Raw genomic sequence first — 25,678 nt, 5'->3', positions numbered from 1 at the left:
GGCCGTCGCTGCAAATTCAGCGACCGGGTTTGACGGCCCGATCAACAATAGGCGCACAGGCGCCCCCATTACGATTGCAGGCGCTTTTTTTGTGCCCGCATTCCCAATTTATGGTGGCTGTGCGTGGGAGACCTTCGGGTCTGCCGGGTTCCTATTGTCCCGGTCCGTCAACCTGCGCACAGCTACCACCCTAATTCGTTTGACGGCGGACGGTGGTAGCTCCTCAACAATAGGAGTTCCACCCCATGCAAGCCCTCAATCCGTCCAAAATTCACGCCGCTGCCCATCGTGCAATGGCTCTCGCCGCTTTACACGCCAACTCCAGTCTCGCCACACGTCTCACCCGTTACAACGCCCATATGGCCAAAGCCCGCGCTCTCGAAGCCGTCGGCGGTGCTCAATGAATTCCGCTCTGAGTTTCGCCCTGCCCGAGGACTTGCTTTGCGTCCACAACGACGCCGAAGCCGGTGTTCCTATTGACGCCCTTACCTGTGCTGTGGAACGCGCCAACTCTGTACTTTTGCTTCTTGAAGATCAGTTCGACTGCGACGGCCCACGTCTAGCCAACCACGTCATCGCGGCTGCCTTGTGGGATGTTCGGGGCACCTTGGGATTGATCCGCACCCTCGCCGTGCACGCCGACAACTCCACCCGACAAGCCATGGGCGGAGGCGCGCAATGAATCATTCCATGGTGATCAATACCGTTGGCGGCGCTACCTTTGCCAAGTGCAACGCTCAGAATCAGCCACTGTTCCGAATTAATGCCGGCGTCTCGTGCGAAGAGGCGCTTGAGCAAGCCTCCTTGCTCATGGATTGCGTGAACAAACTCACCTTCCTGAGCGGTATGGAGAATGACAACGCCTCAATGGTCTGGGCTTCGCATTATTTGAGTGAGATGGTCAAGGCGATCATTGATGACGTCACCAGTGGGTTGCAATTGGCGCAAGGCGGTGGCGCATGACCACCTCTACTTCCAACGTCCGTCGACCCACGTTCGCTCAAGTCAAAGCTGTTGCGTTGCAGAACATTGATCGTGTGCTTGCTCACTGGCTGCCCAACGGCAAACACGTGGATGGCGGCAAGGAATACACCGCTCCCAATCCAACCCGTGCCGACAAGCGCGCCGGCTCGCTCAAGGTCAACTTGAGCAAAGGCACCTGGGCGGATTTTGCCACCGGAGACAAAGGCGGCGACCTGATTGATCTGGTTCGCTATCTGGATGGCAGCACCGACGTTGAAGCCTGCAACAGGCTTGCCGATCTGCTGCACGTTACCGCTGATGCGGTTCAATCGAAATCGAGCCCCAGCAAAAACAAAACACCGGAATGGATTGCCATTCAGCCGATCCCGGCCGAGGCCATGAGCAAGTGCCCGGCCAAACACCGGCAACACGGTACGCCGTCCAAAGTCTGGATTTACCGCGACGCTCAGGGCCAGCCAGTCATGGCGCTCTACCGCTTCGATTTGGGCCCGGATGAAGACGGCAAGCCACGCAAGGTGTTTGCACCCTTGACCTGGTGCCAACGCGCCGACGGTCAAACGCAGCAATGGCGCTGGCAAGGTCTGCCTGAGCCGCGCCCACTGCTGCGCCTGGATGAACTGGCGCAACGCGCAGAGGCTCCGGTCATTCTGTGCGAAGGCGAAAAGGCCGCCGACGCCGTGACGGCTCTGCTGCCCAATTACGTGGCCACGTGCTGGCCGAACGGCTCAAACTCCTGGCACAAAGCTGACCTGACACCGCTCAAAGGTCGGTCCGTGGTGTTGTGGCCAGACAATGACGCCAGTGGAAAAAGCTGCATGAATGCCGTCGCCGATCAACTTCACCAGATCGGCGCCGCGTCTGTGCGACTGATCGCCCTGGACGTCTTCAAACTCAAGCCCACGCTCAAGAATGACCAACCAGCTTTCGCTAAAGGTGGTCAATGGGACGACGGTGACGACGCGGCCGATGCCCAAGCCAAAGGCTGGACGGCGGCACACATAGGCGAGCTGGAACACAGCGGCGAATTGTTCGGTGTTGAGCCGGAGAAAGCACCGGCCGAATCATTGGAAATCAAAGCCAAGGCCACAACCAAGCGTGTCGCGAAACCCAAAAACGATCTGCTGCCCGGTGGCTTCCGCCTCACGCCGGAAGGCGTGTTCTATTCCGGTGACGATGGCGAGGCGCGGCCGGTGTGTTCGCCACTGGAGATCCTGGCGCGCACTCGCGATGCGCAAGGCCATAATTGGGGTTTGCTGGTCGAGTTCGACGATCCAGACGGTGCCAAAAAACGCTGGAACATACCGGCACGAACCATGACTGGCGACTTTGGCAAAGACGTACTCGGCCCACTGGTGGACATGGGCCTGCGACTCGCCGGCAGTCGCTCCGGTCGCAATGCACGCAATGACTTGCAGAGTTACCTCGGCGGCTTCGACAGCGCTCAGCGCGCACGCTTGGTCACCCGTTTGGGCTGGCACGATAGCGCCTTCTTGCTGCCCGAAAAACAGGTCGGTGCGCACGTCGAGCACTTGCACTTCTATGAGGCCGGCGCGCAGCTCCCACCAATCAGCGAAGCCGGCACCCTGGAGCAATGGCAAGAGCAAATCGGCGCCTTGTGCATCGGCAATCACCGCTTGGCGTTTGTGGCCAGCGTAGCGTTTGCCGGTCCACTGTTACACCTTCTTGGCCACGAGTCGGGCGGCTTTCACCTCTACGGTGACAGTTCGGGCGGCAAGACGACCCACCTGCAAGTAGCCGCCTCGATCTACGGTGGCCCGCGTTTGGTGCGTTCCTGGCGATCAACGGATAACGCCTTGGAATCCATCGCCGCCGCGCATTCGGACGGGCTCTTGGTGCTGGATGAAATTGGCATGTGCGACCCGCGCATCATTGGCGAAACGGTGTACATGCTTGGCAACGGCACTGGCAAGGCTCGCGCCAATGATCGAGGACAAGCAGGCCGACAGGTGCAGGAGTGGCGTTTGCTATTTCTCTCGACCGGTGAGAAGACCTTGGCGCAGCACATGGCCGAAGCCAACAAGGAGCTCAAAGCAGGCATGGAAGTGCGGATGCTCGCCGTGCCAGCGGACGCCAGCAAAGGTCTGGGCATGTTCGACGTACTGAACGGTTTTGATGACGCCGCCGCGCTCTCCGATGCGCTCAAGGCGCGAGTAGCCAAATACTACGGCACACCACTCACCGCCTTCCTGTCGGCCCTCTGTGAACCCGGCAAGCTTCATGGGTGGTCAACGATTCTGCGCCATACCTTGGAAGGTTTTATTGCCAAGGCACTGCCCGCCTCGGCCAGCGGTCAAGCGTACCGTGCGGCGGCCCGGTTTGGTCTAGCAGCAGCCGCCGGCGAGCTGGCCACCGCGATGGGGATCACTGGCTGGCCTGACGGCACCGCCACTACCGCCGCTCGGGTGTGCCTCAGTGCCTGGATGAATGAACGTGGCGGCGCAGGGAACCTCGAAGGGGACGCGATCTTGGCGCGCTTGCGCCAGGTGATCGAGCGCTTCGGTGAAAGCCGCTTCACCCGCTGGGAGTCAGCCGCTGCGAAGATCGATGAGCACGGTCCGCGCACCATCGACCGATTGGGCTTTCGCAAGACGTTGGAGCACGGCCTAGGTGATGCCTTGCACACCACCAATACCTACTACGTGTTGCCCGAAGCATGGCGTTCCGAAGTGTTCAAGGGCATGAACCTCAACGCCGTGAACAAGGAGCTGATTCGCCGCGGTGTTCTTGAGCCGGGTCCCAATGGCAAAGCCTCCTGCTCCGTCCGCTTACCCGGGATGGGCACCCAGCGTTGCTATGTGGTGAAAACCGTACCGGTAGATGAGAGCGAGGCACAGGCCGCTTAGTGGCCAGCCTACTGACAGAGGTAGAGCCGGCCCGATCCGGCCTCGCCAGCCATTCATTGAGCCCATAATCCCATTGCATAGAGAAAAGACAAATGAACGAACTTCAAGAAATGAAAGACCGCCGCGACCAACAGACCATGGAACTGGAAACACTCCAAGCAGCGCTCATCCCCTATGAAGCGGCACTGGAAAGTCCCGAAACCATCGAGCAAGGCCAAGAACGCGAAGTAAGGGATCAGTACAACGATCGCAAAAGAACGATCGACTCATTGGACCTACAAATTCACGTGCTGAATAGAAAGATCCACCGCCGAGAGAACCTCGACAATCGTGAAACCCTGATGGCGGGCTATATCGCGGACATGGCGAACTGGGCGGCGGATGAGCTGGAACTTAATGCAAAACGAGAAAGCCTCAGCACGCGCCTGAATGAAATCCGTCAGCTCGCGCAGGAAGACATGACACGCGCTCGTCAAGCTGAGACCGAGGCAGCCACAGCCTATGCACAGGCTGTGGCCTGGGGTGATGTAGAAGGCGAAAAGGCCGCCAACACCGATGCTCAGAAAGCAGCCAAAAACCTTTCCTCCGCCATGGAACAACATCGCCGGCAGAGCCTGATTATCAGCGCGTTGGAGCAGGAGCTGACAATCGTCGATCAACACATCACCGAGGCCCAGCAGGAACAAAAGAAAATCGAGAAACAAGCGCTACGCCTTGCGCATACCGCTTTGGAAGAGAAGTGGAATGAGGCGGCACGGGCGCTACTCGATGTCGGGGGCAAACTCTGGGCTGCAGCCCGCTTGATCGATCACGAATCCGTGTCGATGTATAAACTAGATATCCCGGAGCAGGGTGAAAACTTCGGTAGCTGGAAGTGGGGAGAGCTGGCTGACCGAGCCGGCCAGCACCGTATGCAAGATGTCCTCTCAATGTAAAAGTCGATTCACCCTGAAACAGCCTGCTTTCGCGGGCTGTTTAACATCATTCCAAGGATTGAACACATGAATGCAGCGATACAAAACAGCTCATCCCTGTCCGAAATTCTTCAAGCGAGAAAAGCCCACCTGATCGCCCTACTCAAGCTCGTTGATATCAAATTCGGAAAAAGCACAGCAACACAGCAGCTCACCATCACTGCAATGAAGGCAGAAATGGAGCTAATCGAACGTAAGCTGAAAAAACGATGAAGAGGATAACCGGAAGCTCGCGAGAGCTTCCGCTGCATTCATATCGGCAGCCAGCTTTCGGCCGATACAGGGTAATGGCAAGGAGTTTGGTGCGCCATGTTGCTCGATTCCTAACCACGTTTTACTTTTCTAAACGTCATTTTTCAGTCAACTCATCCCTCAGTATCACTAGGCCATCACAAGAGGGCTAGCGACTAGCTCTGCCCTTCGTTAGGATGGCGAGCAGGAAAGGTCTAGGACCCAAAGTGGAAAGGGATAGAGACTCAAACACCACATCAATCAAGATGCATGACATAGCTAGTTTTTAAAGTGGATTTCAACGCATAAGTCATGGGGTAATAGCACCCTAAAAGGAGAGACTAGGTGAAAGTAATTTCTGTCTTCAATAACAAGGGAGGCGTTGGTAAGACGACATTAACCTATCACTTGGCGCACGCACTTTCGGAAAGTGGCAAAAAAGTCCTAATGATAGACGCTGATCCACAATGTAATTTGACAATTTACTCTTTAGAGCAAGAAACTGTTCACGCCATTTGGGAGGCCGAAGACTCATTCATAGACGAAGGCTTTGAAGCTTCTAAAGAAAAAATAGGATCTATGCAGTTTGGGATTTTAAATGCCAACACGAGAAGCCTTCATTACTTGCTTAAGCCAACGGAAGAAGGTACGGGCGAGTTAGAGTACCTCCCACCTCCTTATAAAATCAGCGACAACCTTGATATAATTCCTGGCCGATTAACATTACACCTTTATGAAGAGAAAATCGCTAGTCGATGGACCGACACTTATCGCGGAGAGCCACTGGCGATCAGAACAATCACAAAAATTAGGTCTCTTGCCGAACAATACGCGAAAGAGAACGGGTACGACTATGTGATTATTGATACATCTCCAAGTTTAGGATCACTTAATAAAGTTATTATTTCGACAGTCGATGGCTTTTTCGTACCAGCCTCTCCAGATTTATTCTCTCTATATGGCATTCGAAACATAGGAAAAGCTTTATCTGCATGGAAAGATGAATTTGAGATAATATATAAACTCATCTCAACCGAAAAGCGCCATAACTTTCCAGATAAATTTGTAACCTTCCTCGGATACACCATTTACAATGCAAAAAAATATAGCGGATACACTAACAAATGGGATTTAGCGCAGGCACATCTTCATTACGCCAATCAAATCCCTACAGTCATTGAACAATGTATTGCAGAGGATCTTCGCTCGCATCTAACCCCAGAACTTTTAGCACAGCCCATAGGTGGAACTCTTGTGATGCACAGTCACAATACGTTCCCTTCTATGGCTCAGCACTATCACAAACCGATGTGGCAAGTTCCGTCCCTCAGGAATATCGAGACGGATCACGTTAATACGCTGAGAGGTGCTAGCCAACGTTACGAAGAAACCAAGGATTGTTATATCGCGTTTGGTGAAGATCTTATTTCTCGTATTAAGCTACTGGACTAGCAAAATGCCTAGAGAAGCCATTATCAATGCTGCTGTTGAGGCATACCAAAATGAAAAACACCTTTTTGAAAAATTTCTAAATGGTGTAGTCGATTCATTCAGGCTGGAGCCTAAGCTTAATCTTTACGGAAACCCTTTGATTTATACAATCAAAAGCAGGCTCAAAGATGCTGGGCATTTGAAGGACAAAATATCCAGAAAGTGGACAGATGCAAACCCTATCACCGCAGAAAATCTATTTACAAAGGTTACGGATCTAGCTGGCGTAAGAGTTTTGCATCTTTACCAAGATCAGTTTCCAGAAATACACAACCATATAATTAAGCAGGTTGAATCTGGAGATTGGTTCCTGAGAGAACCTCCTGTTGCTTACTCTTGGGATCCAGAAGCTAGTGAATTTTTCAAGTCACTTGGCCTCCGCGCGGAAACAAGGGAGACGTACTACACCAGTATTCATTATGTTGTAAGCCCAAAACAAGATTCGACAATTTACTGTGAAATACAGGTACGCACTCTCTTTGAAGAAATATGGGGAGAAATCGACCATACAATAAACTACCCAAAACCTACAAACAGTCGCGCATGCAAGGAACAGCTCCGAGTTTTATCAAAACTAGTATCAACTGGAACGCGATTAGCAGATTCTATATTCAGAAGCCAGAAAGAACTAAATGAAATTGAGGCTGAAGCGGCTGCTCAAAGAGTTATGCAAGATAACTCTCACCCAGTTCCGAGTGTCCGAACGCCCGTCCCTGATTGATTAAAACCGTGTGCTGGGGGACGCGACGTCGGGAATGGTGGCTCACACTACACGCTATATGCCAGCTGGCTAATAAGCTGCCTGGCAACCTCCATGGTTTCCGCAACCTTGACGCGGACATTAATATTAATTCTCTTCTCAACCGACTCCGTCAGGTTGGCGGAATCGATTCGCAACTCTAATGCGCCCTGATATTCAGTAGCCCCAGTATCCGTACGAATAAAAAATTTAAAGTTTTCTTTTTCAACTTGATGTCGCCACTGTTGGCACTCCAATGCGATAACAGATTGTGGTCCAGATGGGCGCTCTGGCTTCCAGTAAAATTGATTTTGATCTCTCGAAGCACTCAGTCTGGAGAGGTTGGCAAGGTTTGCTCCGGAATATTCCTTGCCATATATGCCCCTCGGCATGAGGTCGCGCAAGTCCCCCAGAGCTGTAAACATATTAATCTTTTTCCAATAGCCTTGGGGTGCTTTGGGTACGGTCGGAAGCTGTACCTGGTCATCTAAATCCTTCATCAGACTCTCATAGCTATCCGTCGGATAAATCAAAAGAGGTCCTTTTGTTGAAAAAGTCGTCAACGCGTCGATTGCTGGTCTAGAGCCGATATTTTGTGCGGCTATACAAACCTCAGGCCAATTGGTTCTAAAGTTAAGCTGCGAATGAAGCTTTTCAAAAAAAACCGAGCACTCTTTAAGCCAGTTTGGATATGCTGTGCCTTGATAGGCAATCACTTCATCCTCGCTTGCAGATGTAAAAACATCTTTAGAGTTAAATCCTGAAAAAATAGACGAGTGAATATCTTCGGGTGGAGGCTGTGTCTTTTTGCTGTCCCCGAAGTCAGTTTCTTCGGGATATACCAGCTTCAAAGTGGTCAATAGTTCGTCAATATCGGTACTGGATAGTTTCTTATAACATTCAACTTCGCAGTCGATACTCGCAGTCTCTGAGCGATCATAAATGAATGAAATCTGAAATTTAGGTTCGGCGTTTTTATATTTATTCAGCTCTGTTATTAACGCGTTAGTGCGCTTATCTAATTCGTCAGTTTCGGGAAGAAGCAACCAATCGTCCGGTATTACCTTAAAAGGCACTCCAACCAACTTAGAACTTGCCATCGGCCCCGTGTCATGCGTAAGAAGCGCGATGTGATCTGCTGGGTTGACTTTCATTAAAGTTGAGGTTACCCCTACCAACTGATCATCGCGTTCTTCATAACATAATTCATCACTCAGTAAAGTATCAGGCTTGAGATCTTGTCGAATTCTAATCAAAACCCTTGGCTCTTTGCTTCTAACCTCGATGTAATTGGACTCTGAAATGAGCAAATCACGGATTAGAGTTGATGCTTTTCGAGCTCTTTTAGCCACGCGCCCCGAGCCCTTACCTTTCTGGTTATCGAGTTCTACCTGAACCGGTCGGGTGATTAGAAGCTCAACCTCATCAAAATCTAGATATGCCGACCAATCCAACTCACGTGGTTCTTTGCATTGAACAAAAAAATTTGTATCGGGGATCAAATACATTGTTTTCTTCACATCATGTCCTTATGCGTAAGAATCGCAAATTGAGCCTAAGCCGAATCATATGGTACACCTTGCACCATGGCCCTAGGAATGGGAGTGAATTGGATCAAAGGTGCTATCTTTTGTGATCTGCTTCGCGAACTTTGATGTCTTTTGGATAACCGCTTTTGGCTGTTGATTCAACCAGTGGACGCAACGGATTGGCTAAATCGTTCAGCGGCCGTTTCGTAGTGTAATATTTACCGAGGGTGGCTATTTAGCTGCCTTACCACATCATTGAGCGTGGCTTGCAAATGATCCGCAAGGTCGGTTCCTTTCGGAAAGTACTGCCTTAAAACCCCGTTGGTGCTCTCATTCGCTCCAGGTTGCGCGTGAATACTAGAGTGATGGAACTTCAGCACAATAGTGCCTAGAGACCGTGCCTGCGGAGGTAGCGGGTGATTTTCGGAGCGACAAGATCTGATACATCGAAACCTGCCCTGACTTGTTCATAGACGAGGCGGCTGACTGGGGCGTCCGGTCGAACATCCCCGGCTGCAATTTGCGTCTCCAGTCGGGGCAACTTTAGCACTGTAGCGCCTCTGTAAACTACCCAACTGTCGCGGGTAATGAAGGGATGGCAACCTGGCTGGAGGACACATGCAGGATCATGGAACGTCCCGGGTTGAACAGACGAGAAATTTACTACCAGAACGCTCATCTCGTTGATTTCGCCACAATGAACAGGATCGTTCATTACCACGTGGAGATGCGGGACAGGCCCAGTGAGGATGAAGAGCGTTCCTTGCTGAAAAACAATCCGTTGCGGCATCAAGACATCTCGGCGAGTTTCCGACCTAGCAGCGTGCGGGTTTGAAGCATTTCGACCTTCTCATGAGCTTGCACTTCGTTGCATCCAAAGGATTTGAAGGTCAACTCAGTGTCAATCGGCTTGCTGGAACTGCCGGGATTCTCCCACTCCGGCAGCGTATGGACATAATCCACTATGTCCCAGCGCTTCATGTGGCCAAAATTCGCGAACACCTCATTAAGAATCGCCAATTCTGCCCGAGACAGCTCATCAAGCTCTTCCCATGCAAAATTTCGCTGGAGTGCCACTTCGTTGTTTTTGATTGGGGAAATGAGCGCACTCCACGCATCACTTCGACGAGTGCCATTCATCAGATCCAGGGTCACCGAAAGAATCGGGCCGTTTTTCATGTTGCATTGGTAGTCATCAGACATTGGAACGTCGTAGCGTTCCATACTCAAGCGATCAGCCAGATAGAGCAGCTTCATCAGCTTGATGTGAGCCATCGGAGCTTCACGGCGAGCCAAAAAGAAAGCCGCCATCTGGGCCACTTTTTGTTCGGAAAAAATCAAGAGTCACCTCTCTTGCGCCATCCATGGGCATTACGGTTTCGAGGGCGCGAAATTATGAGCGCATGTATCTATTAGTCAATAATATCAAGTGAGCATCTCACAGAAGCAGACGAGTGGTTAGCTTCGCCTCCTGATGATCTATTACATATCGGCTTTCTGCCACGATCCTTGATGGGTATAGCACGATTTCGAGAACCGCAACCGATTGGCCGACGGCATGATGTCTTTATGCTTTATCCAAGGAGATGGTGTCGTTTGGGACTTGTCGAGTAGCGAGACATGTCCGCTTCTGGCTATTGCGGTTTACAGCCTATCCACATTTGTAGACACACCTGTAACACCTAATTGGTTTGTAACACTCAACGTGCGTGAAAGACAAACAGCGTGAAACACCTGTAAAACTCAATAAATTCAACTTGTTATCAACGACTGCAACACCTGTAACACCTGTAACACGTCTTTTCGAGCTCCCCACACCCCAATAGGTAATAGCACCACCAGCGGAAGCAACACTGGCTTGGTATCGAATCCAGAATTCGAATGCTAGGACGCTTGAGAGGCGTCGTCTACCAACAACGAAAAGGATAGATAGATCGACACCATTACACCGATATTGCCCCGGCCTCAGGCGATATTCGATGGGTTCGGAGTCGAAAACCCGCGAGTTCAGGTGTCTGGCCGGAGAAAAAAATCGGTAACAGGCACCCAGATTGTGCCGGGGCCCCTGAGGAATGCCCTGCCGTACGGGGCGAGTAACCCGCCGGACCTTGTTAGCGGGAGCCCTCCCAGCTTAGTGAACAGGTGAACTCGGTGAACTGCCTGTTCACTTGTGCATCTGCCCTACGAAACGACCGATCTGAGCTCACCATTACCGATACGGTAACGATGTCCCTATTTCGTAAAGATCCTTTCAATTTCAGCATTGAAATTTCAGTAAGCTGGAGCACCTCCCACTAACAAATCCCCGCGGGTTTCCGACCCCGTGTGGATAAGAAACTCTCAGGGGCCCCAGCAATATTTGGGCGCTCCAGCGTCCTCTGGAGCATTTATCTCAGGCTGATCTATCGTCAAATCGCTATCTACAAGAAGCACTAGACACTATCTTGTGCTTCCACCATCACCGCCTGTTGCACGGTATTCACCTATGGAAAGTTCTCCTCAGAAACGCGCCTTCCGCACGGTCGAAAGCATTGAGGCTGAGAAAGTCACTCGTGGAATGCTCAAGCCTTTTTTGGAAGGTATCGGCTTCAGTAGTGTGAGTGATGTACGTAAAGGTCATTCTCAACTTCTTTCCGCCACCACACCTGAAGGTAAGACATTCACGGCCCGCGTCCGCTTGTGTTGGCGGTGGGAAAGCCAACCGGAGAAATACTCTGCGGCGCAATTACGAGCACGTCTAAGCGATGGTGATTGGGACAAAACAATTGCCGAAATCGTTGATCGTGAAGCTCCTCAAGGCGTCACTCACTCACTCTTGATCCAACGCTATGAATCGGCTATCAAATTCGCGGCTCTAATCCCTGTAAACGCCATAACTGGAATTATCAACGGGCAAAGAAATGTAAGTGCGAAGCTTATCGCCGAAGGAAAGCTAGGACGTCTCAAAAAGAACCATGCGGTAAATGGAGATAGTCCAACCATGTGGCTGATGGATGATCGCTATGACGAGGCATACAAGGTTGCCGATGTTCTATGGAAATGGCCTGGGGTGGAGGACCTTGCTCAACAGCAGGTATCCGATGGTTACGAAATAGCGACCAATGACACCTTTAGCGATCTACCGGGTATCGACCTATCGCTCTTGGGCCGGGATGAAACCTTACGTTTTCAAGTCACCATTTCTAGAGCGGCTCGGGATCCGAAGGTCCGAAAAGCGGTCATAGATCGATGCGGTGCGCGTTGTGAACGGCCTGGTTGCGGAGCAAGCCGTCCGTATACTGGATTTCTGGACGTCCACCACATACTAGGTGTGGAGGTCAGTGATCGAGTATCAAACTGCGTTGCGCTTTGTCCAAATTGCCATAGGGATGCACATTTTTCGGTGGACAGAGACAGCTTGAACGACTCATTGCTCCTGGTCGCGCAGCATCGACACTAGGAGCCGTTGTATGCCTCAGTTAATTGCCAGCATTCATCAGCGTGTATGCCCACGTGTATGCCTAACCCAACCATTACCAGTCAAACCCTTATAAACCGGGAGCCGCAGAGCTCAGTTCAAACGACGCCTGGGCACCATATAGAAGAAACGAGAAAGCCTCAGGCCTTAGGGACTGGGGCTTTTTTGTGGGTGATGGGTTTTGACCTAGTGATCCACGCTGCTTGATTCAAACAGCCGGCCAATATCGCGCGCGCTATGCAGTACCCGCTCGATGTGAACATCGTTGGCGACCACGCAGTAAAAAATCAGACATCGACCATGAGTAATCATTCGTACGCCTTTGGCGTAGTCCTCCCGAGAAATCCCAAGAAGCGGCTGCGCAATCAGCCGTGAACACTGCACTCGCAGCTCACCAATAAACGACTTGGCGCGGCCAGGATTGTCACGGGCGATGTATCTCACGATCTGCTGCAAATCATCTCGTGCTTGAGCGGAGAAAAGCAGTTGCCTCACAGATGCCCCTGCTCAGCTGCGACCTCATCAATGAGGGCGTCGAGCTCAGCAAACACAGTATCGGCGGCGATGGCTGGACGTGGATCATTGCGGCTGGCAGCAATGGCCTCACGAATTTCCGCTGCCTGCAATCGATCCAGCAATTCCTGATAAGCCGCGTGCGGCAAGAGATAAGCGGCGGGACGATTATGGTTAAGAACAGCAATAGCCTCTGAGCCTGCCTGCTCGATCACAGTGCTGGGACTGCGCTTGAGTTCGGTGATGCTAACCGACCGGCTAGCGAGTAATTGCTCCATGACGGCTCCAAAGGTACTAAAAATAGTACTTTATAGTGATTGATTGTCGGAGCTACGGTCAACGAGCATTTGGCCGAAGCCAAAAAAACCGCCGAAGCGGTTTTTTCATTTTATCGTCGAATCAAACGGCCTATTAATAATAGGTAAAGCTTATTCAGGACGGGACACGCGCCTATTTTTTGGCCGGCACCTGAGCGTCAGCGGTTTGGTTTTGCTGCATGGCTAAAATCGCCGCCATCTCAGGTTCATCCAGATGATCCAGCGCCCGCTCCACCAACAAATGCACGCCATCGGCCATGCGGCTGAGCGCCAGGGCTTTGGAGCGGCGTGAACCGTCTACATTGTCGGCGAGGTCGGCGGCTATGGCGCTGATCGACAGCAGGTCTTCCGAGGCGTTGGCGAGCAGAGTTTCAGTGTTGATGTTGGGGCTGACGGTGAAGAGCGAGCCTTTGCGTTCAGGTTGCTCTGATTCGGATGCTGGTGGGTCGGGGACTTTTTTGGACATTTGACTAACTCCAGAAGTGGAGCCTTACACACGTCGCTGCTAAACGATGGGTGGCGGCTGTGCGCGGGTTAGCAGACCGGGGAGTTAGCAAACCGGCGCGCCCGAGGGCGCCCCACGCACAGCCACCATAACGTGCAGGTAAGTAACCTGACTGATGCTATGCACTTCACTAACCACGGCGGGCTGCTAAACCCGGTCACTGACAACCAGTGACGCGAATCAAACTACCGACCCGCTCTCAAGCGCACAAGCCGGCGGATTCTGGCGTAGCCGTAGGTAATGGCGCAAGAATTTGTAGCTTGCAGGAAGTAAACCGAAGCCCTTTTAAACAAGCCCAAAATCACTCGGCTGCGGGGCTTTACCTGTAGGAGCGAGCCTCCTACAGAAGATCATTTTTCAGGGAATGTTACTCAGTGGTCCAGTCAAACTCGTCGTACTCATCATCCTCGTCTTCCTCGAAGAGTTCCTCTTCAAGGTCGTCGTCTTCAGCCACGGCTTCTTCCGGCTGATTCAGCAGAAAGTCCTTACGACTCTCGGTAATCGCTCGCCGCAGTTCCTCGCCCTTTTGTGGGCAGCTGAGCATTTGGGCGATGCGGTCGATTTTTTTTGTCACGGCATCCTCCAACGCATCGACTATGGCCCGATAGTGCGCGCTTTCGGGCCTTGATGCCAAATTGTCGAACCTTGTGCCGATCAGTTTTTCTGCAAATCCTTGAGTCGGGCCGTGAGGTTTTCGTCGGGGAAGCGCTTGTGCAGGTCGGCGAGCAATTTGTCGGCCGCTTGCTTGTGCCCGTTTTTTTGCAGGCGAAGCACTTCGCGTAGTTGCTCGTCCAGGGATTTCAACGGTGCAGCGGCGCGCTTGCTGACGTTGGCTTGTTCGGCCATTTGTACATTCAAGGACTCGCTCTGCGCGGGGGCAGCGACGTCGGCCATGGGTACCGCAGGCGCCGGGGCAGCCAATGAGCGCGCAGCCGCCGGGGCTTCGGCGAACTCTTTTTTGGCTTGTGGCGCAGATGCTTTGGGGGCGAAGTCGTAGCCGGGTGCCTGTTCAGGCGTGGGTTGTACTAGCGCCAGTATAAGAGCGACGCCGACCAGGCTGGCGAATGCCACTTGCCAACGGGGTTTCTGGCAGGCCTGTACCCAGCGTTGCCACAGGCTCGGTTTGCGTACCGGCGCTTCCCGTTGCGCGGCGGCCAGGATGAATGCATCCAGATGAGCCGGCGGTTCACCCGCGGCATGTTCACGAAAGTGCTTCACCATTTGTTCTTCTGGCGTAGGACGGGCGTCAGTCATGTCAGTACCTCCTCGGCCAGCAGCCGACGCAGTTTTTGCTGGGCGTAGCGCAAGCGGCTTTTCACGGTTTCCAGCGGGGTTTCGGTGAGGGTGGCGATCTGCGCAAAGTCGAGTTCGCCGTGAGCGCGCAGCAGAAACACTTCACGCTGGTCGGCGGGCAGGTTTTGCAACGCGCGTTCGAGACGTTGGCTGTCGCGACTCAGGCTCAGCAATTGCTCGGGATCGGCGGTACTGTCGATCACCGCGTGAGCCTGTTCGTCATAGCTGTCGTGCAAGGGGTTATGGATGCCGTGTTTGCGCCAGTGATCGATCAATCGATTGCGGGCAATCTGGTAAAGCCAGGTACGAAAATTCGCCCGTCCCTGTGGCTGACTGGTGCTGCGGATCAGGCTCAGCCAGGTATCCTGATAAACCTCTTCGGCCAGTTCGGCCTTGCCGCTCAGACCGAACAGGAAGCGGTAGAGTCCCTGGCGGTGACGGGCGTACAAAATCTCGAACGCCGGCCCGTCACCCGAACGATAGCGCGCCAGCAGCGATTCATCGCTTGATTCAGCGCCAGACATATCAGTTGTAGCCTCCCTTGAGCGGCTGATTGTTTGCAGCCGTGGTGGTGCGCAGGCTCTGCGCCAGTTCCACTAACTGCACGAACTCACTGCGCAAGCCGAATCGATCATCGCCCCGCGCACCACGCGCCAGCACTTCGGTGTCTTTGAGGCTGAATTCGCCGGTGTAGCGCCCATCCTTGAGCTGCTGGGAGAATGCCGCCACCGCCGCGGCAAAGCGCAGATCATCGCTGGGCTTGCCAATCGGAGCGTTGATGATCGGGTGTTCGATCAGGCGACTGTTCCCACCTTCCGGCAGCTGATAACGCACACGCAGCATGGCCAATTCTCCGCTCTTCTGCGCAACAGCGGCTCCCGATTGAGCGTAACGCAGGGGTTCCAACCAGCCCTTCTCGCCTGCCGGGACAATTTCGTACAACGCCGTTACCGTGTGTCCTGCACCGATCTCGCCAGCATCGACCTTGTCGTTGCTGAAATCCTCACGCTTCAACCCGCGGTTTTCGTAGCCGAGTAGCCGATATTCACTGACCTGCGCCGGGTTGAACTCCAGTTGCAGCTTCACATTCTTCGCCACCACGGCGAGGGTCGAGCCGAGCTGATCCACCAGCACCTTGCGTGCCTCACGCAGGTTGTCGATGTAGGCGTAGTTGCCATCGCCGGCATCGGCCAGTTGTTCCATCAGCTGTTCATTGTAGTTATCCACACCGAAACCCAGGGTGGTCAGGGACACGCCGGTCTTGCGTTTATCCACAGCCATTTGCTTGAGGCTGTCGAAGTCGCTGATGCCGACGTTGAAGTCGCCGTCCGTGGCGAGCAGAACGCGGTTGATGCCGTTGGGGATATAGGCCTGTTGCGCCTGTTGATAAGCCAATTCGATGCCCGAGGCCCCGGCGGTGGAGCCGCCAGCGGTCAATTGGTCGATGGCGGCGCGAATCCTCGTTTTCTCCCGTCCCGAGGTGGGTTCCAGCACGACCCGCGATTCCCCGGCGTAGACCACCAACGACACCCGATCCTGTCCACGCAATTGCTCGACCAGCAATTTCAGTGTGTTTTTCACCAACGGCAACCCCTCGTGGCGGTCCATTGAGCCGGACACGTCCACCAGAAACACCAGGTTCGCCGGGGCCAGTTCCGCAACGGCGCGGTCAGAGGCCTTGATGCCGATGCGCAGCAAGCGGGTATGCGAATTCCACGGCGATACCGCCAGTTCGGTGGTCACGCCGAAGGGCGAGCCATCAGTGGGCAGGGCGTAATCGTAGGGAAAGTAATTGACCATCTCCTCCAGCCGCACCGCCCCTTCCGGTGGCAGGCGCCCTTGATTGAGCAGACGGCGGACATTGGCGTACGAGCCGGTGTCAACGTCGGCGCTGAAGGTCGAGACCGGCGCTTCGGCGACGCTGTGGATGGGGTTGTCCGCCAGCGTTTGATACTGCTCGCGCTGCTCGTCGCGATAACCCTGTGGATAAGCCTCGCCCGCAGGCATCGGCGCGAAGCTGGCGATCGGCGCTGCTCGCACCCTGCGCTTGGCCAGCGGTGCATCGGCCGCGACCATTTCGTGCTGCGCCAGTGCTTCGGTTTTCAACTCAGGCTGAGCCGGAGACGGCGCTGCGGCAGACTCGGGTTTTGACGAAACACCGCAGCCGGCAACGGCCAGCAATAACCCGACGGCGAAACCCTGGGCGGCCGGGCGGAGGAAATGCAGAGGGACGGACATGGGGGCTGACCTCAGGAGGAAAATGATCCATTCATCCTCTGAGACGGTCAGCCTTTTCGATTCGGGTTAAGCCGCGCTAAAAAATTCTTCAGCGATGGTAACGCCGTACCACGCTGCTGTTTTTCAGCACATGGCCTTTGATTTTCTCCAGAAACTGCGCACGGGTCAGGCCGGCAGGCAAGGCATCCGGGGCCAGGTCCAGGGCGTAGATCTGAATGATGTAATGGTGCGCGCTGTCGCCCACGGGCGGGCATGGGCCGACGTATCCGGTGGTGCCTTTGCTGTTGGTGCCGCCCACGCCTTCCAGCGCGGATTTGGCGCCGACGCCGGACGCAATCTGATGTGTGCCGGCCTTGATCCCGTAATGCACCCAGTGATCAACGCCCTGCCCTTTCTGGCCATCGGGGTCGTGCATGACGATGGCGTAGCTGAGGGTGCCTGCCGGGCCGGCGTTCCAGGCCAATGCCGGCGAAACGTTGTGCCCGCCGCAGCCCGCTGCATCGCTGGCGGCGGCCGACGTGAACAAGCGGTCATCGGAAACACCCGGGATGTTCAGGGTGAAACGCTCCTGCGCGGCGTGTGCCGGAAGTTGCACGCAAAAAGCCACGGCAGCGGCCGCCAGCCAAGGTTTCAGAGAGGTCATACGGGTCATTCCGGAGCACCTTGTGCGTGTTGGGCCGTCGTCGGCGTGCAAACTATAGCCGGACCGTTCACGCGGTGGCAGTGGGATTTGGATGAACATTGCGGTTACACAAGCACACAGGAGTTGCCACAGGTTGCGATCTTTTGGTTATTGAAAAACAAACGATCGCAGCCTGCGGCAGCGCCTGAAGGTGGGCGCGGTGGTTTTACTGGATTTCGCCAGTACCACCGAACTTGCTCATCAGGAAACCGGCGAATTCTTCGAGGGTCATTTTCTGGCCGTTGAAGTCCACCTGATTGTTGGCGTAATGCAATTTAGTGACGATGTTGTTGCCGTCCAGTTTCGCCAACTGTGAGCCAACGGCCATGCTGCTGAACATGTCAGCCGTGGCCGTGACCTGATCGGCGATGAGTTTGGCGTCGGTCTGTCCGTCGAGTTGCGACTGCACAGTGAGTACGTCAACGAGCATCGGCTTGGACACTTGCAGATTGAAGTCCAGCAATGCGACCAGCTGTTTCGCCAATTGATCGGCCGGCAAATCGATCGATTGCGGTTTGGTCAGGTCAAGCACCAGGTTCGCCCGGCTCTCGCCGTTGGTCGTTTTGAATGACAGGTTCTCCAATGCCACTTGCGGGCCGGCGGCGAGCAACTGTTCAAGGTTGGTCTTGAGCTGCGCTTCCTCGGCTTCGGTCAGGTTCAGTTCCGGCACCGGTTGCCCTGCTTCGGCAGCCTCGGCGGCGGCCTGTTCATAGGGTTGCAGTTTGGTCTGGTAAATCTGCATCAGCACCAGGGTGGACGGGATGTCGAGATTCTTCAGGCTCATGGCCATCTGCGCGGAACCCACTGCCTTGCCGTTCAACGACACTTCACCGACTTTGTAATCGGCACGCCCGGAAGCGCTGGTGCCCGATTCCTCGGTGTGGTTCTTCATTTCAAAATTCTTGAACCCGAGCACCGACTGTTTGACGCCATAGGTGGTTTTGCTGTTGCTCAGTTCGATGGTGTTGTCGCCGGTGTAGTAGCCATAGGTGCTTTTGGTCAGGTTGCTGGCCAGGGTCAGCCCGTTCAGCTCGACCAATACCGGCGCCTGATCTTCGGAAACGGTGGTCAGCTTCAGGCTGTCCATGTAGCCATCGGCCTTGACCTTCTGCGCCTGGGCGCTCGCCGCGACATCCATCTTCAGGCCGGAAAACTTCATGCTGGATTTGTCGTCCAGCGCCATTTCCAGAGGCAGCAACTCCAGGGTGCCGTTGGTGGCGTTGTCGTAGCCGATATTCACGACACCCTTGAGCGGTGAGGCGTCCTTGGCGGCGGCGAACCATTTTTCGGTGAGCGGCGTCTTTTCCAGTTCGTAGTGACTGGTGGCCATGACCGGCAACCACTTCAGCGACATCAGGCGCGAGAACGGCAACGGACCGTGTTCAATGTGATCGACGAACAGCAATTCCACCGGGGCCTCGCCGAACATTTCGCCTTCACCCTTGAGCCGATAGTGCGCGGTGCTGCTGAATACATGACGCTCCAGCGAGACCAGCTCCAGCGATGCAGTGCCCTTGTAACCGACCAGTGCGGCCTGCAATTGCTTGTTGGCATCCAACAGGGAAGTGTTCAACACCCCTTCGATCCTGGTGCCGGTAAACCAGGCACCGCCAGCGCTGATTGCACCCATGGCGACAACAATTCCCAGAAGCACGCCTGCTGATTTATTCATGTATGACCCGTTCAATATCCGTTGTTGAAGGTGTGGTCGTCTTCCCTGAACCCATGGCGGGTTACGGTTACGACTGCGCTGAAAGTGCGGTGCAGATTAGCATCAGGCGCGCGGGACGGCCCAATGATTAAAGGTTAAAGAGTGTCTGTGGATTATTAACGAAGTGCTGAGCATGTCGGCGCTCATTAGACCGCCATCGCGAGCAAGCTCGCTCCCACAGGGGATTTGTGATCGACACATAATCACTGTGGGAGCGAGCCTGCTCGCGATGGCGTCAGCATGACCATCACAGGATCAGGAATACTGAACCTCAATCTCATCGAGCTGATGATCAAAGGTTTTCAGCCGCGCGGTCCACGTGTAGACCAGCACTTCAAAATCCCGATTGATCACGGCCCCACCCGTCACTTCGCCACGCGGGTCACAGAAATCCAGTTGATAGCGCTCGCGGGCCATGGCGGTGGCGACGTCGGCCAGTTCCCGGGCGTTGTTGAGCCAGTGTCGGCCGTCGTCCTCGACTTGCTTGTCCAGTTCCAGGCATTGCTTCTTCAGGGTTTCGAGACTTTTTTCCAGCGGCGTGCCGGTCAGTTCACCCATCACTTCCTGGAACGTGCGCCCCGGCTGCCAGTAACTGCCCCAGAAATAGCGATCGAACACCGTTTCGACCCGACGCAACGCGACCTTGGTGTCCCAGATCAGCAGCAGCGTCTTGCCTTGCTGGAGTTGTCTTTTTTTGATGCGTTGCGTCTGGACGGACACCCAGGCCACCACCGCGACGGACATCACGGCGATCAGCGCCACCGCACTGTCGAGGAACACCATCGCCTTGTCGATCTGGTGGGCGAGCATGATGCCGTAGAAATAGGTGGCCGAAAGCAGCAACAACGCTACGACGGCGCACCAGAAGCCGAGAGCATAAGGGTTTTTCATTATTGGTTTCCCCATGACCTGCGCGAGCCTTAAGTGCAGCAAGGGCGCTTTGCACGGGGCGCCCTTCCAACACTTCAAAGCATAGCAACGGCCTCAGGGTTTGCCGGAGTTCGACGCTTGCGTTCGTCCGCTTTCCCAACCACCGCCCAGCGCCAGGAACAAATTGATCTGGCTCGCGGCAACCTGGGTGTTCGCCGCCGCCAGTTGCGCGGTGACGTCGATGTAGGTGCGTGTCGCTTGCAGGTCGGCCAGGAAGGAGGCGCGGCCCGCCTGGAAGAAGCGGTGAGTCTGATCCGCCGCCAGTTTTGCCGACTGCTCGGCGTCTGCCAGGGCATCACGGCGTTGCAGCAATGCCGAATACTGGGCCAGGCCAGTCTGGGCTTCGCGGATCGCGTTGAGCACCACACCGTCGAAATGCGCAAGCGCGCCCTGGGTGGCCGCCTCGGCTTCGCGGATGCGCGCTCGGGCGCCGTTGGTCGGCACGGTCCAGGTCAACGACGGCCCGAAGCCCCAGCGATTGGTCGACGGCTCGCCGAGGTTGTCGACAATACCCACGGTGCCGATGGTCGCGCCGATGCTGATGTCCGGATACAACTGCCCCGTGGCGACGCCAATCGTGGCGGTTGCCGCCGCCAGTCGACGCTCGGCCTGCCGTATGTCGGGACGACGCTTGAGCAGCGATGCGCCATCACCCACCGGCATCAGTTGCGCGATTTTCGGCAATTCGGCGCAGGTCGCCGTGCCTGACGGCAGTTGATCGACAGGCTTGGCCAATAGCATCGACAACTGGAACAGCCCTGCCTGACGCGCCGCCTCATAACGGGGCATATCGGCGCGCAAGGATTTGAATTGGGTTTGCGAGCGAGTGACCTGGGTTTCGTCGCCACGCCCGGCATCGCGCAGACGCTGGATGAGCGTGGTGCTTTGCGATTGCAGGTCGAGGGAGTGCTGGGCAATCTCGCGCTCTTCGTTGGCCGCGCACACCTGGGTGTAGGCGCGGGCCACATCGGCCACCAACGTGATGCGTGCCGTGTCAGCCGCCGCCTGGGTCGCATCGGCATTGGCCTTCGCGGCCTCGATGCCGCGCTGTAGAGTGCCGAACAGGTCGAACTGGTACGAGGCGCTGATGCCGATATCGCCGATGTTGGCCACCGGCACTTTTTCCGGCAGCAAGAATGCTTCACCGGACTCCTGCAAGCGCTGGGCACCCACCTTCACCCCGCCACTCCAGCCACCGGCGGCCTCAGCCTCGTCGACCTGGGCGCGGGCCCTGGACAGGTTGGCTGCCGCCACCCGCAAATCGGTGTTGGAAGCCATGGCCTGCTGGACCAATTGGTCGAGTCGCGGGTCCTGATACAAGCGCCACCAATCGGCTGGCACGGGTATCGAGACCACCGGCTTGCCCTCCACCGCCAACTCGCCCTGCAAGTCTTTGCGGTGGATGGCGGCATCGTCAGGTACCTGATAGTCCGGGCCAACCACCTGGCACGCCGTCAGCAACAAGCCTAATCCGGCAATCGCCAAACCCGAGGCCTTGCTCATTGCGCGGGCTCCCGATGATTGTCGTCAATGATCGATACCGTAGCGGTGCGCCCGGCGATCATGCGGAAGTCCGCCGGCACGTCGTCGAAGGCAATCCGCACCGGAATCCGCTGGGCCAGGCGCACCCAGCTGAACGCCGGGTTGACGTTGGGCAGCAGGTTGTTGCCGCTGGTGCGGTCGCGGTCTTCGATGCCGGCAACGATGCTTTCCACGTGCCCGCGCAAGCGTGCGTTGTCGCCGATCACGCGGATATCGACACGCTGGCCGATGTGAATGCCGTTGAGTTTGGTTTCTTCGAAATAGCCGTCGATGTGGAAAGAATTACTGTCGACCACCGACAACACCGGGCGTCCGGCACTGACAAATTCCTGAGTGCGCGGCGCGCGGTCGTTGACGTAGCCGTCGACCGGGCTGCGGATCACCGAGCGGTCGAGGTTGAGCTGCGCGCTGTCCACCGCCACTTGAGCTTCCATCAACGCGACCTGGGCGCGGGCCACTCGTGACTGGCTTTCTTCCAGTTGCTCGCCCGGCACCAGATTGCCGAGGTCCTTGTTGCGCTTGGCTTCGCGTTGAGCCTGGGCCAGGGTTTCCTCGCGGTCGGCGACTGCCGCTTTTGCCTGACGCAGGGCCAGCTTGAAACGGTCCTGATCGATGCTGAACAACACCTGGCCGCGCTTGACCCACTGGTTGTCGCGCACTTCCACCTGCTGGATCAGCCCGGACACGTCCGGCGCGATCTGTACGATGTCGGCCCGAATGTGCCCGTCGCGGGTCCAGGGCGCGAACATGTAATACATCACCATGCGCCAGACCACGACCACGGCGAAGCTCACGATCAACAGGGTCAGCACCACGCGACCGAGGGTTAGAAACGGTTTTTTCATGTCATCAGGTATCGACTGAGTGAATCCACGGCGCCAAGCAGCAAGGCGTAGAGGGCCACGTTGAACAATGCCCGGTGCCAGACCAGACGGTAAAATTGCAGGCGCGTCAGCACCCCGTGCACCAACAGGTACAACACATACGTAATGCCCATCAGCACCAGCAACGTAGGCAGGAACACCCCGCTGATATCCAGATCACCGATCATAAAGGCGCTCCATCGATGCCATGGGGAAGCGGTTCTTCAGCGTCGGCGGGACCGACAAACTCGACGCCGGGCAACAACGCCAGGCGCAAGCCGCTCAAGGCGTGCAGCAGATGCCGACGGGTTTCATCGTCACCCGCGCCGGCAAGGGCACGACGGGTGCGGTCGAGGGTCATCAGCAACGGACTCGGTGCCGGCAGGCGTTCACCAGCCTTGAGGCAAGCCTTGAAATACTCGCCGACCTCGGTCACCACTTGATGCAGCAACGTCTGCGGTGCACCGTGAACCCGGGGCGTGTAGGCGAGCAAATCCAGCATATTCAGCGCCACACGGACTTCGCGCAGGGCGATGCCGGTGTCCTGGCCGGTCATGGCCAACCGCGGCAAATGCTGCATCAGTCGATCCAGCACCTGCACGCCCAGCTTCCGGTGATCGGCCAGGGTGGCAGGTTCGGTGAGGCTGACAATGTCGCGCCAGGCGAAACGGGTCAGACGCTTGGCCGCCAGTTCAGCGCCGAACGGGCGGGCAATCAGGGTCCAGACGAAGGCGAACAACAGCCCCACGGGACCGGCCAGGTTGGAATTGACGAAGCTGAGAAAGTCCGCGTCGTAGGCGCCTTGAATGCTGATGAACGATGAGGTGTTGACCAGCGTCAGCAGCATGCCGAGGTAAAACTGTGGTTTGACGGTCAGGGTGCCGACCACAATGAACGGCACGGCAAACGCCAGCACCAGCATCGGGAAATCATGCAGATTGGGCAGCACCAGAAACAGGTAGAGGCTGGCGAACAACACCGACATCGCCGTCCAGAAGAAGAACCGGTAAATCTGCGGCGCCGGGTCGTCCATCGAAGCGAAGAAACTGCACGCCACCGCCGCCAGAATCACCGCCGCGCCGCCGTCGGTCCAGCCCAGCAGAATCCACAACACCGAAGCGACGATGATCGCCATGACGGTCGATGCGGCGGAATAGAGCATCAGGCCACGGTCCAGGAATGCAGTCAGCCGGCCCAGGCGCCAGTGCCGATACACCGCACGCCAGCTGTCCTGGCTTTCACACTGGATGGCGTGTTGCAGGCTGCGGCAGTCCTGCCACAAGTCGATCCATTCGCCGAGGCGGTAAATGGCGTTTGAGAACAGCAGTTGCTTGCGATCCTCCAGCGCTTGGGCGTCGGGTTGCAGGGCTTCGAGCTGATCTTTCAACGCTTGCCAGCGATCGAGGTCAGCGTCCTTGCGTTCGAGCCATTGCGTGGCGGCGACCAGCAGCGGTGTGAACTTGTCCACCAGCTCCGGCGTGCGTCGCTCCAGCGCGTAAAGCGCATCGTCGAGGGCATCGATCACCGGTAATAGATGAATCATTCGTCCACGCAGCTCTTTGGTGTTGCGCACGGTTTGAGGGCGCGCGCCTTCGTGGGGCAACTGGCCGATCATTAATTCGAGCGTGTTGAACGTCGTCACCATCGACGCGCGCAGGGCGCTGACTTCCTCGGACTGCACGTTGCGGCCAAGGAAGCGCTGGCTGTAAGTCGACGCGTCGGCGAACCATTTACCCACCGAATCGTTGAACACCGGGGCCAGGCGTCGGGGCCAGAACATGGCGCCCACCACCGCCGCCACGGCGATGCCCAGGAAGATTTCTTCAGTGCGCGCCTCGGCGACGTCCCACACACCCAAGGGATTGTTCACCACCGGCAGCGCGATCAACGGCAAGGTGTAACCGGCCAGCATCAAGGCGTAGTTGTTGGCGGTGCGCAAATGCATGGACAGAAACAGCAGGATCCCGGTCCACAGCGCGATGACCACCACCAGCACATAGGGACTCTGGACAAACATCGGCACGAACAGAACGGCGGCAGCGGCGCCCAAGAAAGTGCCGACCGCGCGGTACAGCGCCTTGGAACTGGTCGGCCCGACAAACGGGCTGGAGACGATATACACCGTGGCCATCGCCCAGTAAGGACGCGGCATTTGCATGAGCAGCGCGATGTACAGCGCGATCATCGAAGCCGCGAACGTGCGTACTCCGTAAAACCAGTCCCGCGCGGGAGGCATGCCGGAAAAGAAGCCGCTCAAGGGTGAGTGTCCGAAGGTTGCCCGGCCGCCTCGAAGGCCTTCAATACACGCAGGGCAGCTTCCAGGTCTCGCGGGGCGATGCCGTCGAGTACCTCGTTGCGCAATCGCACCAGTTCGACCTCGACAGCGTGTACCAGGGTCCGACCGGTATCCGTCAGGCTCAGGCATTTTGCCCGGCGGTCCTGGGCATCGGCGGTACGGCAAACGTACCCGGCGTGGCACAGTTGATCGAGCAAACGCACCAGAGACGGGCTCTCCATCCCTGCCGCTTGGGCCACGGTCACTTGCCGCACACCCTCGCCCAGACGCCCGATCATCAACAACGGGACGGCACACGCTTCGGAGATTCCATAGTTGACCAGCGTGGTCTGGCAGATTTTTCGCCAATGCCGGGCGGCCACCACCATGGAGCTGCTGATGTTCATCTGGAGAGCGTCGAGAGAATTCGGCACGAGGGACAACACACTGTTAGTTTGCTAACTATCAATATGGCATTTGAAGGGATTTTTCGTCAAGTTTTGAAACAAATTGACCGCCAATCGGTAAGCCGCATCTGCG

The 25,678-nt window shown here is 55.9% G+C and carries 26 protein-coding genes and 1 pseudogene; 9 read left to right on the top strand and 18 right to left on the bottom strand.

Translation table 11 applies throughout. The annotated features are described in order from the left end of the window. The first annotated feature begins 245 nt into the window (after positions 1-245). The 8 genes from BVK86_RS29860 to BVK86_RS22785 all read left to right on the top strand — a co-directional run bounded on the left by BVK86_RS29860 (position 246) and on the right by BVK86_RS22785 (position 7,265). Positions 246-404: a hypothetical protein gene (locus BVK86_RS29860; RefSeq protein ID WP_167371516.1), complete on the top strand. Its 159-nt coding sequence runs from the start codon at positions 246-248 to the stop codon at positions 402-404. Beyond that, positions 401-682, top strand: a complete 282-nt coding sequence (locus tag BVK86_RS22815) for a hypothetical protein (protein WP_075948570.1) — start codon at positions 401-403, stop codon at positions 680-682. Before BVK86_RS29860 ends, BVK86_RS22815 begins: the two co-directional genes overlap by 4 nt. Then, positions 679-963 carry a DUF3077 domain-containing protein gene (locus BVK86_RS22810; protein ID WP_075948569.1) on the top strand — a complete coding sequence of 95 codons (285 nt, stop codon included), beginning with the start codon at positions 679-681 and terminating at the stop codon, positions 961-963. The genes BVK86_RS22815 and BVK86_RS22810 overlap by 4 nt, the downstream gene beginning before the upstream one ends. After that, complete coding sequence (locus BVK86_RS22805) at positions 960-3,848, top strand: DUF927 domain-containing protein (RefSeq protein WP_075948568.1); 2,889 nt, start codon at positions 960-962, stop codon at positions 3,846-3,848. The genes BVK86_RS22810 and BVK86_RS22805 overlap by 4 nt, the downstream gene beginning before the upstream one ends. 92 nt (positions 3,849-3,940) lie before the next feature. Continuing rightward, positions 3,941-4,783, top strand: a complete 843-nt coding sequence (locus BVK86_RS22800; protein WP_075948567.1) for a coiled-coil domain-containing protein — start codon at positions 3,941-3,943, stop codon at positions 4,781-4,783. Positions 4,784-4,849: 66 nt separating this feature from the next. Beyond that, entirely contained in the window at positions 4,850-5,035 is a 186-nt protein-coding gene (locus tag BVK86_RS22795) for a hypothetical protein (protein WP_075948566.1), read from the top strand. Positions 5,036-5,398: 363 nt separating this feature from the next. Beyond that, a complete protein-coding gene (locus tag BVK86_RS22790) occupies positions 5,399-6,505 on the top strand; it encodes a ParA family protein (RefSeq protein WP_075948565.1) in 1,107 nt (368 codons plus the stop codon). A gap of 4 nt (positions 6,506-6,509) precedes the next feature. Next, the gene (locus BVK86_RS22785; protein ID WP_083659346.1) at positions 6,510-7,265 is read left to right on the top strand and encodes a RelA/SpoT domain-containing protein; all 756 of its coding nucleotides are present in this window, start codon (positions 6,510-6,512) and stop codon (positions 7,263-7,265) included. 47 nt (positions 7,266-7,312) lie between these two features. Here the strand turns inward: BVK86_RS22785 and BVK86_RS22780 are convergent, their stop codons facing one another. The 3 genes and pseudogenes from BVK86_RS22780 to BVK86_RS22770 all read right to left on the bottom strand — a co-directional run bounded on the left by BVK86_RS22780 (position 7,313) and on the right by BVK86_RS22770 (position 10,153). Further along, positions 7,313-8,803, bottom strand: coding sequence for a PIN domain-containing protein (locus BVK86_RS22780; RefSeq protein ID WP_075948564.1), 1,491 nt, complete (start codon positions 8,801-8,803; stop codon positions 7,313-7,315). A gap of 227 nt (positions 8,804-9,030) precedes the next feature. Then, a pseudogene (locus BVK86_RS30210) lies at positions 9,031-9,159 on the bottom strand (IS30 family transposase); the annotation flags it as partial. A gap of 442 nt (positions 9,160-9,601) precedes the next feature. Beyond that, entirely contained in the window at positions 9,602-10,153 is a 552-nt protein-coding gene (locus tag BVK86_RS22770) for a Panacea domain-containing protein (RefSeq protein WP_092267218.1), read from the bottom strand. Positions 10,154-11,297: 1,144 nt separating this feature from the next. Here BVK86_RS22770 and BVK86_RS22765 point away from each other — a divergent pair. Continuing rightward, on the top strand, positions 11,298-12,251 hold the full coding sequence (locus tag BVK86_RS22765) for an HNH endonuclease (RefSeq protein WP_075948562.1): 954 nt from the start codon (positions 11,298-11,300) through the stop codon (positions 12,249-12,251). 204 nt (positions 12,252-12,455) lie between these two features. Here BVK86_RS22765 and BVK86_RS22760 read toward each other — a convergent pair whose 3' ends face one another. The 15 genes from BVK86_RS22760 to BVK86_RS22690 all read right to left on the bottom strand — a co-directional run bounded on the left by BVK86_RS22760 (position 12,456) and on the right by BVK86_RS22690 (position 25,545). Continuing rightward, positions 12,456-12,764, bottom strand: a complete 309-nt coding sequence (locus tag BVK86_RS22760) for a type II toxin-antitoxin system RelE/ParE family toxin (protein WP_075948561.1) — start codon at positions 12,762-12,764, stop codon at positions 12,456-12,458. Further along, positions 12,761-13,060, bottom strand: a complete 300-nt coding sequence (locus tag BVK86_RS22755; protein ID WP_075948560.1) for a type II toxin-antitoxin system prevent-host-death family antitoxin — start codon at positions 13,058-13,060, stop codon at positions 12,761-12,763. The genes BVK86_RS22760 and BVK86_RS22755 overlap by 4 nt, the downstream gene beginning before the upstream one ends. 172 nt (positions 13,061-13,232) lie before the next feature. Further along, complete coding sequence (locus BVK86_RS22750) at positions 13,233-13,565, bottom strand: DUF6124 family protein (RefSeq protein WP_075948559.1); 333 nt, start codon at positions 13,563-13,565, stop codon at positions 13,233-13,235. 406 nt (positions 13,566-13,971) lie between these two features. Beyond that, positions 13,972-14,238 carry a hypothetical protein gene (locus BVK86_RS22745; protein ID WP_231977962.1) on the bottom strand — a complete coding sequence of 89 codons (267 nt, stop codon included), beginning with the start codon at positions 14,236-14,238 and terminating at the stop codon, positions 13,972-13,974. Positions 14,239-14,258: 20 nt separating this feature from the next. Continuing rightward, positions 14,259-14,858 carry a hypothetical protein gene (locus BVK86_RS22740; RefSeq protein WP_075948557.1) on the bottom strand — a complete coding sequence of 200 codons (600 nt, stop codon included), beginning with the start codon at positions 14,856-14,858 and terminating at the stop codon, positions 14,259-14,261. Next, positions 14,855-15,421 carry an RNA polymerase sigma factor gene (locus BVK86_RS22735; protein WP_075948556.1) on the bottom strand — a complete coding sequence of 189 codons (567 nt, stop codon included), beginning with the start codon at positions 15,419-15,421 and terminating at the stop codon, positions 14,855-14,857. Before BVK86_RS22735 ends, BVK86_RS22740 begins: the two co-directional genes overlap by 4 nt. A 1-nt stretch (position 15,422) precedes the next feature. Further along, a complete protein-coding gene (locus tag BVK86_RS22730) occupies positions 15,423-17,135 on the bottom strand; it encodes a vWA domain-containing protein (RefSeq protein WP_075948555.1) in 1,713 nt (570 codons plus the stop codon). A gap of 88 nt (positions 17,136-17,223) precedes the next feature. After that, positions 17,224-17,787, bottom strand: a complete 564-nt coding sequence (locus BVK86_RS22725; protein WP_075948554.1) for a YbhB/YbcL family Raf kinase inhibitor-like protein — start codon at positions 17,785-17,787, stop codon at positions 17,224-17,226. 196 nt (positions 17,788-17,983) lie between these two features. Beyond that, on the bottom strand, positions 17,984-19,489 hold the full coding sequence (locus BVK86_RS22720; protein WP_075948553.1) for a YdgA family protein: 1,506 nt from the start codon (positions 19,487-19,489) through the stop codon (positions 17,984-17,986). Positions 19,490-19,783: 294 nt separating this feature from the next. Continuing rightward, positions 19,784-20,419 (bottom strand): NADH:ubiquinone oxidoreductase subunit N, encoded by a 636-nt coding sequence (locus BVK86_RS22715; RefSeq protein WP_075948552.1) that lies wholly within the window; start codon positions 20,417-20,419, stop codon positions 19,784-19,786. 93 nt (positions 20,420-20,512) lie between these two features. Next, positions 20,513-21,961: an efflux transporter outer membrane subunit gene (locus BVK86_RS22710; protein ID WP_075948551.1), complete on the bottom strand. Its 1,449-nt coding sequence runs from the start codon at positions 21,959-21,961 to the stop codon at positions 20,513-20,515. Further along, complete coding sequence (locus BVK86_RS22705) at positions 21,958-22,845, bottom strand: efflux RND transporter periplasmic adaptor subunit (RefSeq protein WP_075948550.1); 888 nt, start codon at positions 22,843-22,845, stop codon at positions 21,958-21,960. The genes BVK86_RS22710 and BVK86_RS22705 overlap by 4 nt, the downstream gene beginning before the upstream one ends. Then, the gene (locus tag BVK86_RS22700) at positions 22,842-23,051 is read right to left on the bottom strand and encodes a DUF1656 domain-containing protein (RefSeq protein WP_075948549.1); all 210 of its coding nucleotides are present in this window, start codon (positions 23,049-23,051) and stop codon (positions 22,842-22,844) included. Before BVK86_RS22700 ends, BVK86_RS22705 begins: the two co-directional genes overlap by 4 nt. Continuing rightward, entirely contained in the window at positions 23,048-25,120 is a 2,073-nt protein-coding gene (locus BVK86_RS22695; protein ID WP_075948548.1) for an FUSC family protein, read from the bottom strand. Before BVK86_RS22695 ends, BVK86_RS22700 begins: the two co-directional genes overlap by 4 nt. Beyond that, positions 25,117-25,545, bottom strand: coding sequence for a MarR family winged helix-turn-helix transcriptional regulator (locus BVK86_RS22690; RefSeq protein ID WP_075948547.1), 429 nt, complete (start codon positions 25,543-25,545; stop codon positions 25,117-25,119). Before BVK86_RS22690 ends, BVK86_RS22695 begins: the two co-directional genes overlap by 4 nt. Positions 25,546-25,678: the final 133 nt, after the last annotated feature.

Origin of the sequence: Pseudomonas reinekei (assembly GCF_001945365.1) — a bacterium.
Classification (GTDB): domain Bacteria; phylum Pseudomonadota; class Gammaproteobacteria; order Pseudomonadales; family Pseudomonadaceae; genus Aquipseudomonas; species Aquipseudomonas reinekei.
This window is presented reverse-complemented; position numbering and strand designations above follow the sequence as displayed.

Excerpts from the sequence above, each read along its gene's own strand:
- BVK86_RS29860 (WP_167371516.1), top strand. The coding sequence starts at position 246 with ATGCAAGCCCTCAATCCGTCCAAAATTCACGCCGCTGCCCATCGTGCA.
- BVK86_RS22815 (WP_075948570.1), top strand. The coding sequence starts at position 401 with ATGAATTCCGCTCTGAGTTTCGCCCTGCCCGAGGACTTGCTTTGCGTC.
- BVK86_RS22810 (WP_075948569.1), top strand. The coding sequence starts at position 679 with ATGAATCATTCCATGGTGATCAATACCGTTGGCGGCGCTACCTTTGCC.
- BVK86_RS22805 (WP_075948568.1), top strand. The coding sequence starts at position 960 with ATGACCACCTCTACTTCCAACGTCCGTCGACCCACGTTCGCTCAAGTC.
- BVK86_RS22800 (WP_075948567.1), top strand. The coding sequence starts at position 3,941 with ATGAACGAACTTCAAGAAATGAAAGACCGCCGCGACCAACAGACCATG.
- BVK86_RS22795 (WP_075948566.1), top strand. The coding sequence starts at position 4,850 with ATGAATGCAGCGATACAAAACAGCTCATCCCTGTCCGAAATTCTTCAA.
- BVK86_RS22785 (WP_083659346.1), top strand. The coding sequence starts at position 6,510 with ATGCCTAGAGAAGCCATTATCAATGCTGCTGTTGAGGCATACCAAAAT.
- BVK86_RS22765 (WP_075948562.1), top strand. The coding sequence starts at position 11,298 with ATGGAAAGTTCTCCTCAGAAACGCGCCTTCCGCACGGTCGAAAGCATT.
- BVK86_RS22755 (WP_075948560.1), bottom strand. The coding sequence starts at position 13,060 with ATGGAGCAATTACTCGCTAGCCGGTCGGTTAGCATCACCGAACTCAAG.
- BVK86_RS22750 (WP_075948559.1), bottom strand. The coding sequence starts at position 13,565 with ATGTCCAAAAAAGTCCCCGACCCACCAGCATCCGAATCAGAGCAACCT.
- BVK86_RS22740 (WP_075948557.1), bottom strand. The coding sequence starts at position 14,858 with ATGACTGACGCCCGTCCTACGCCAGAAGAACAAATGGTGAAGCACTTT.
- BVK86_RS22735 (WP_075948556.1), bottom strand. The coding sequence starts at position 15,421 with ATGTCTGGCGCTGAATCAAGCGATGAATCGCTGCTGGCGCGCTATCGT.
- BVK86_RS22730 (WP_075948555.1), bottom strand. The coding sequence starts at position 17,135 with ATGTCCGTCCCTCTGCATTTCCTCCGCCCGGCCGCCCAGGGTTTCGCC.
- BVK86_RS22725 (WP_075948554.1), bottom strand. The coding sequence starts at position 17,787 with ATGACCCGTATGACCTCTCTGAAACCTTGGCTGGCGGCCGCTGCCGTG.
- BVK86_RS22720 (WP_075948553.1), bottom strand. The coding sequence starts at position 19,489 with ATGAATAAATCAGCAGGCGTGCTTCTGGGAATTGTTGTCGCCATGGGT.
- BVK86_RS22715 (WP_075948552.1), bottom strand. The coding sequence starts at position 20,419 with ATGAAAAACCCTTATGCTCTCGGCTTCTGGTGCGCCGTCGTAGCGTTG.
- BVK86_RS22710 (WP_075948551.1), bottom strand. The coding sequence starts at position 21,961 with ATGAGCAAGGCCTCGGGTTTGGCGATTGCCGGATTAGGCTTGTTGCTG.
- BVK86_RS22705 (WP_075948550.1), bottom strand. The coding sequence starts at position 22,845 with ATGAAAAAACCGTTTCTAACCCTCGGTCGCGTGGTGCTGACCCTGTTG.
- BVK86_RS22700 (WP_075948549.1), bottom strand. The coding sequence starts at position 23,051 with ATGATCGGTGATCTGGATATCAGCGGGGTGTTCCTGCCTACGTTGCTG.
- BVK86_RS22690 (WP_075948547.1), bottom strand. The coding sequence starts at position 25,545 with ATGAACATCAGCAGCTCCATGGTGGTGGCCGCCCGGCATTGGCGAAAA.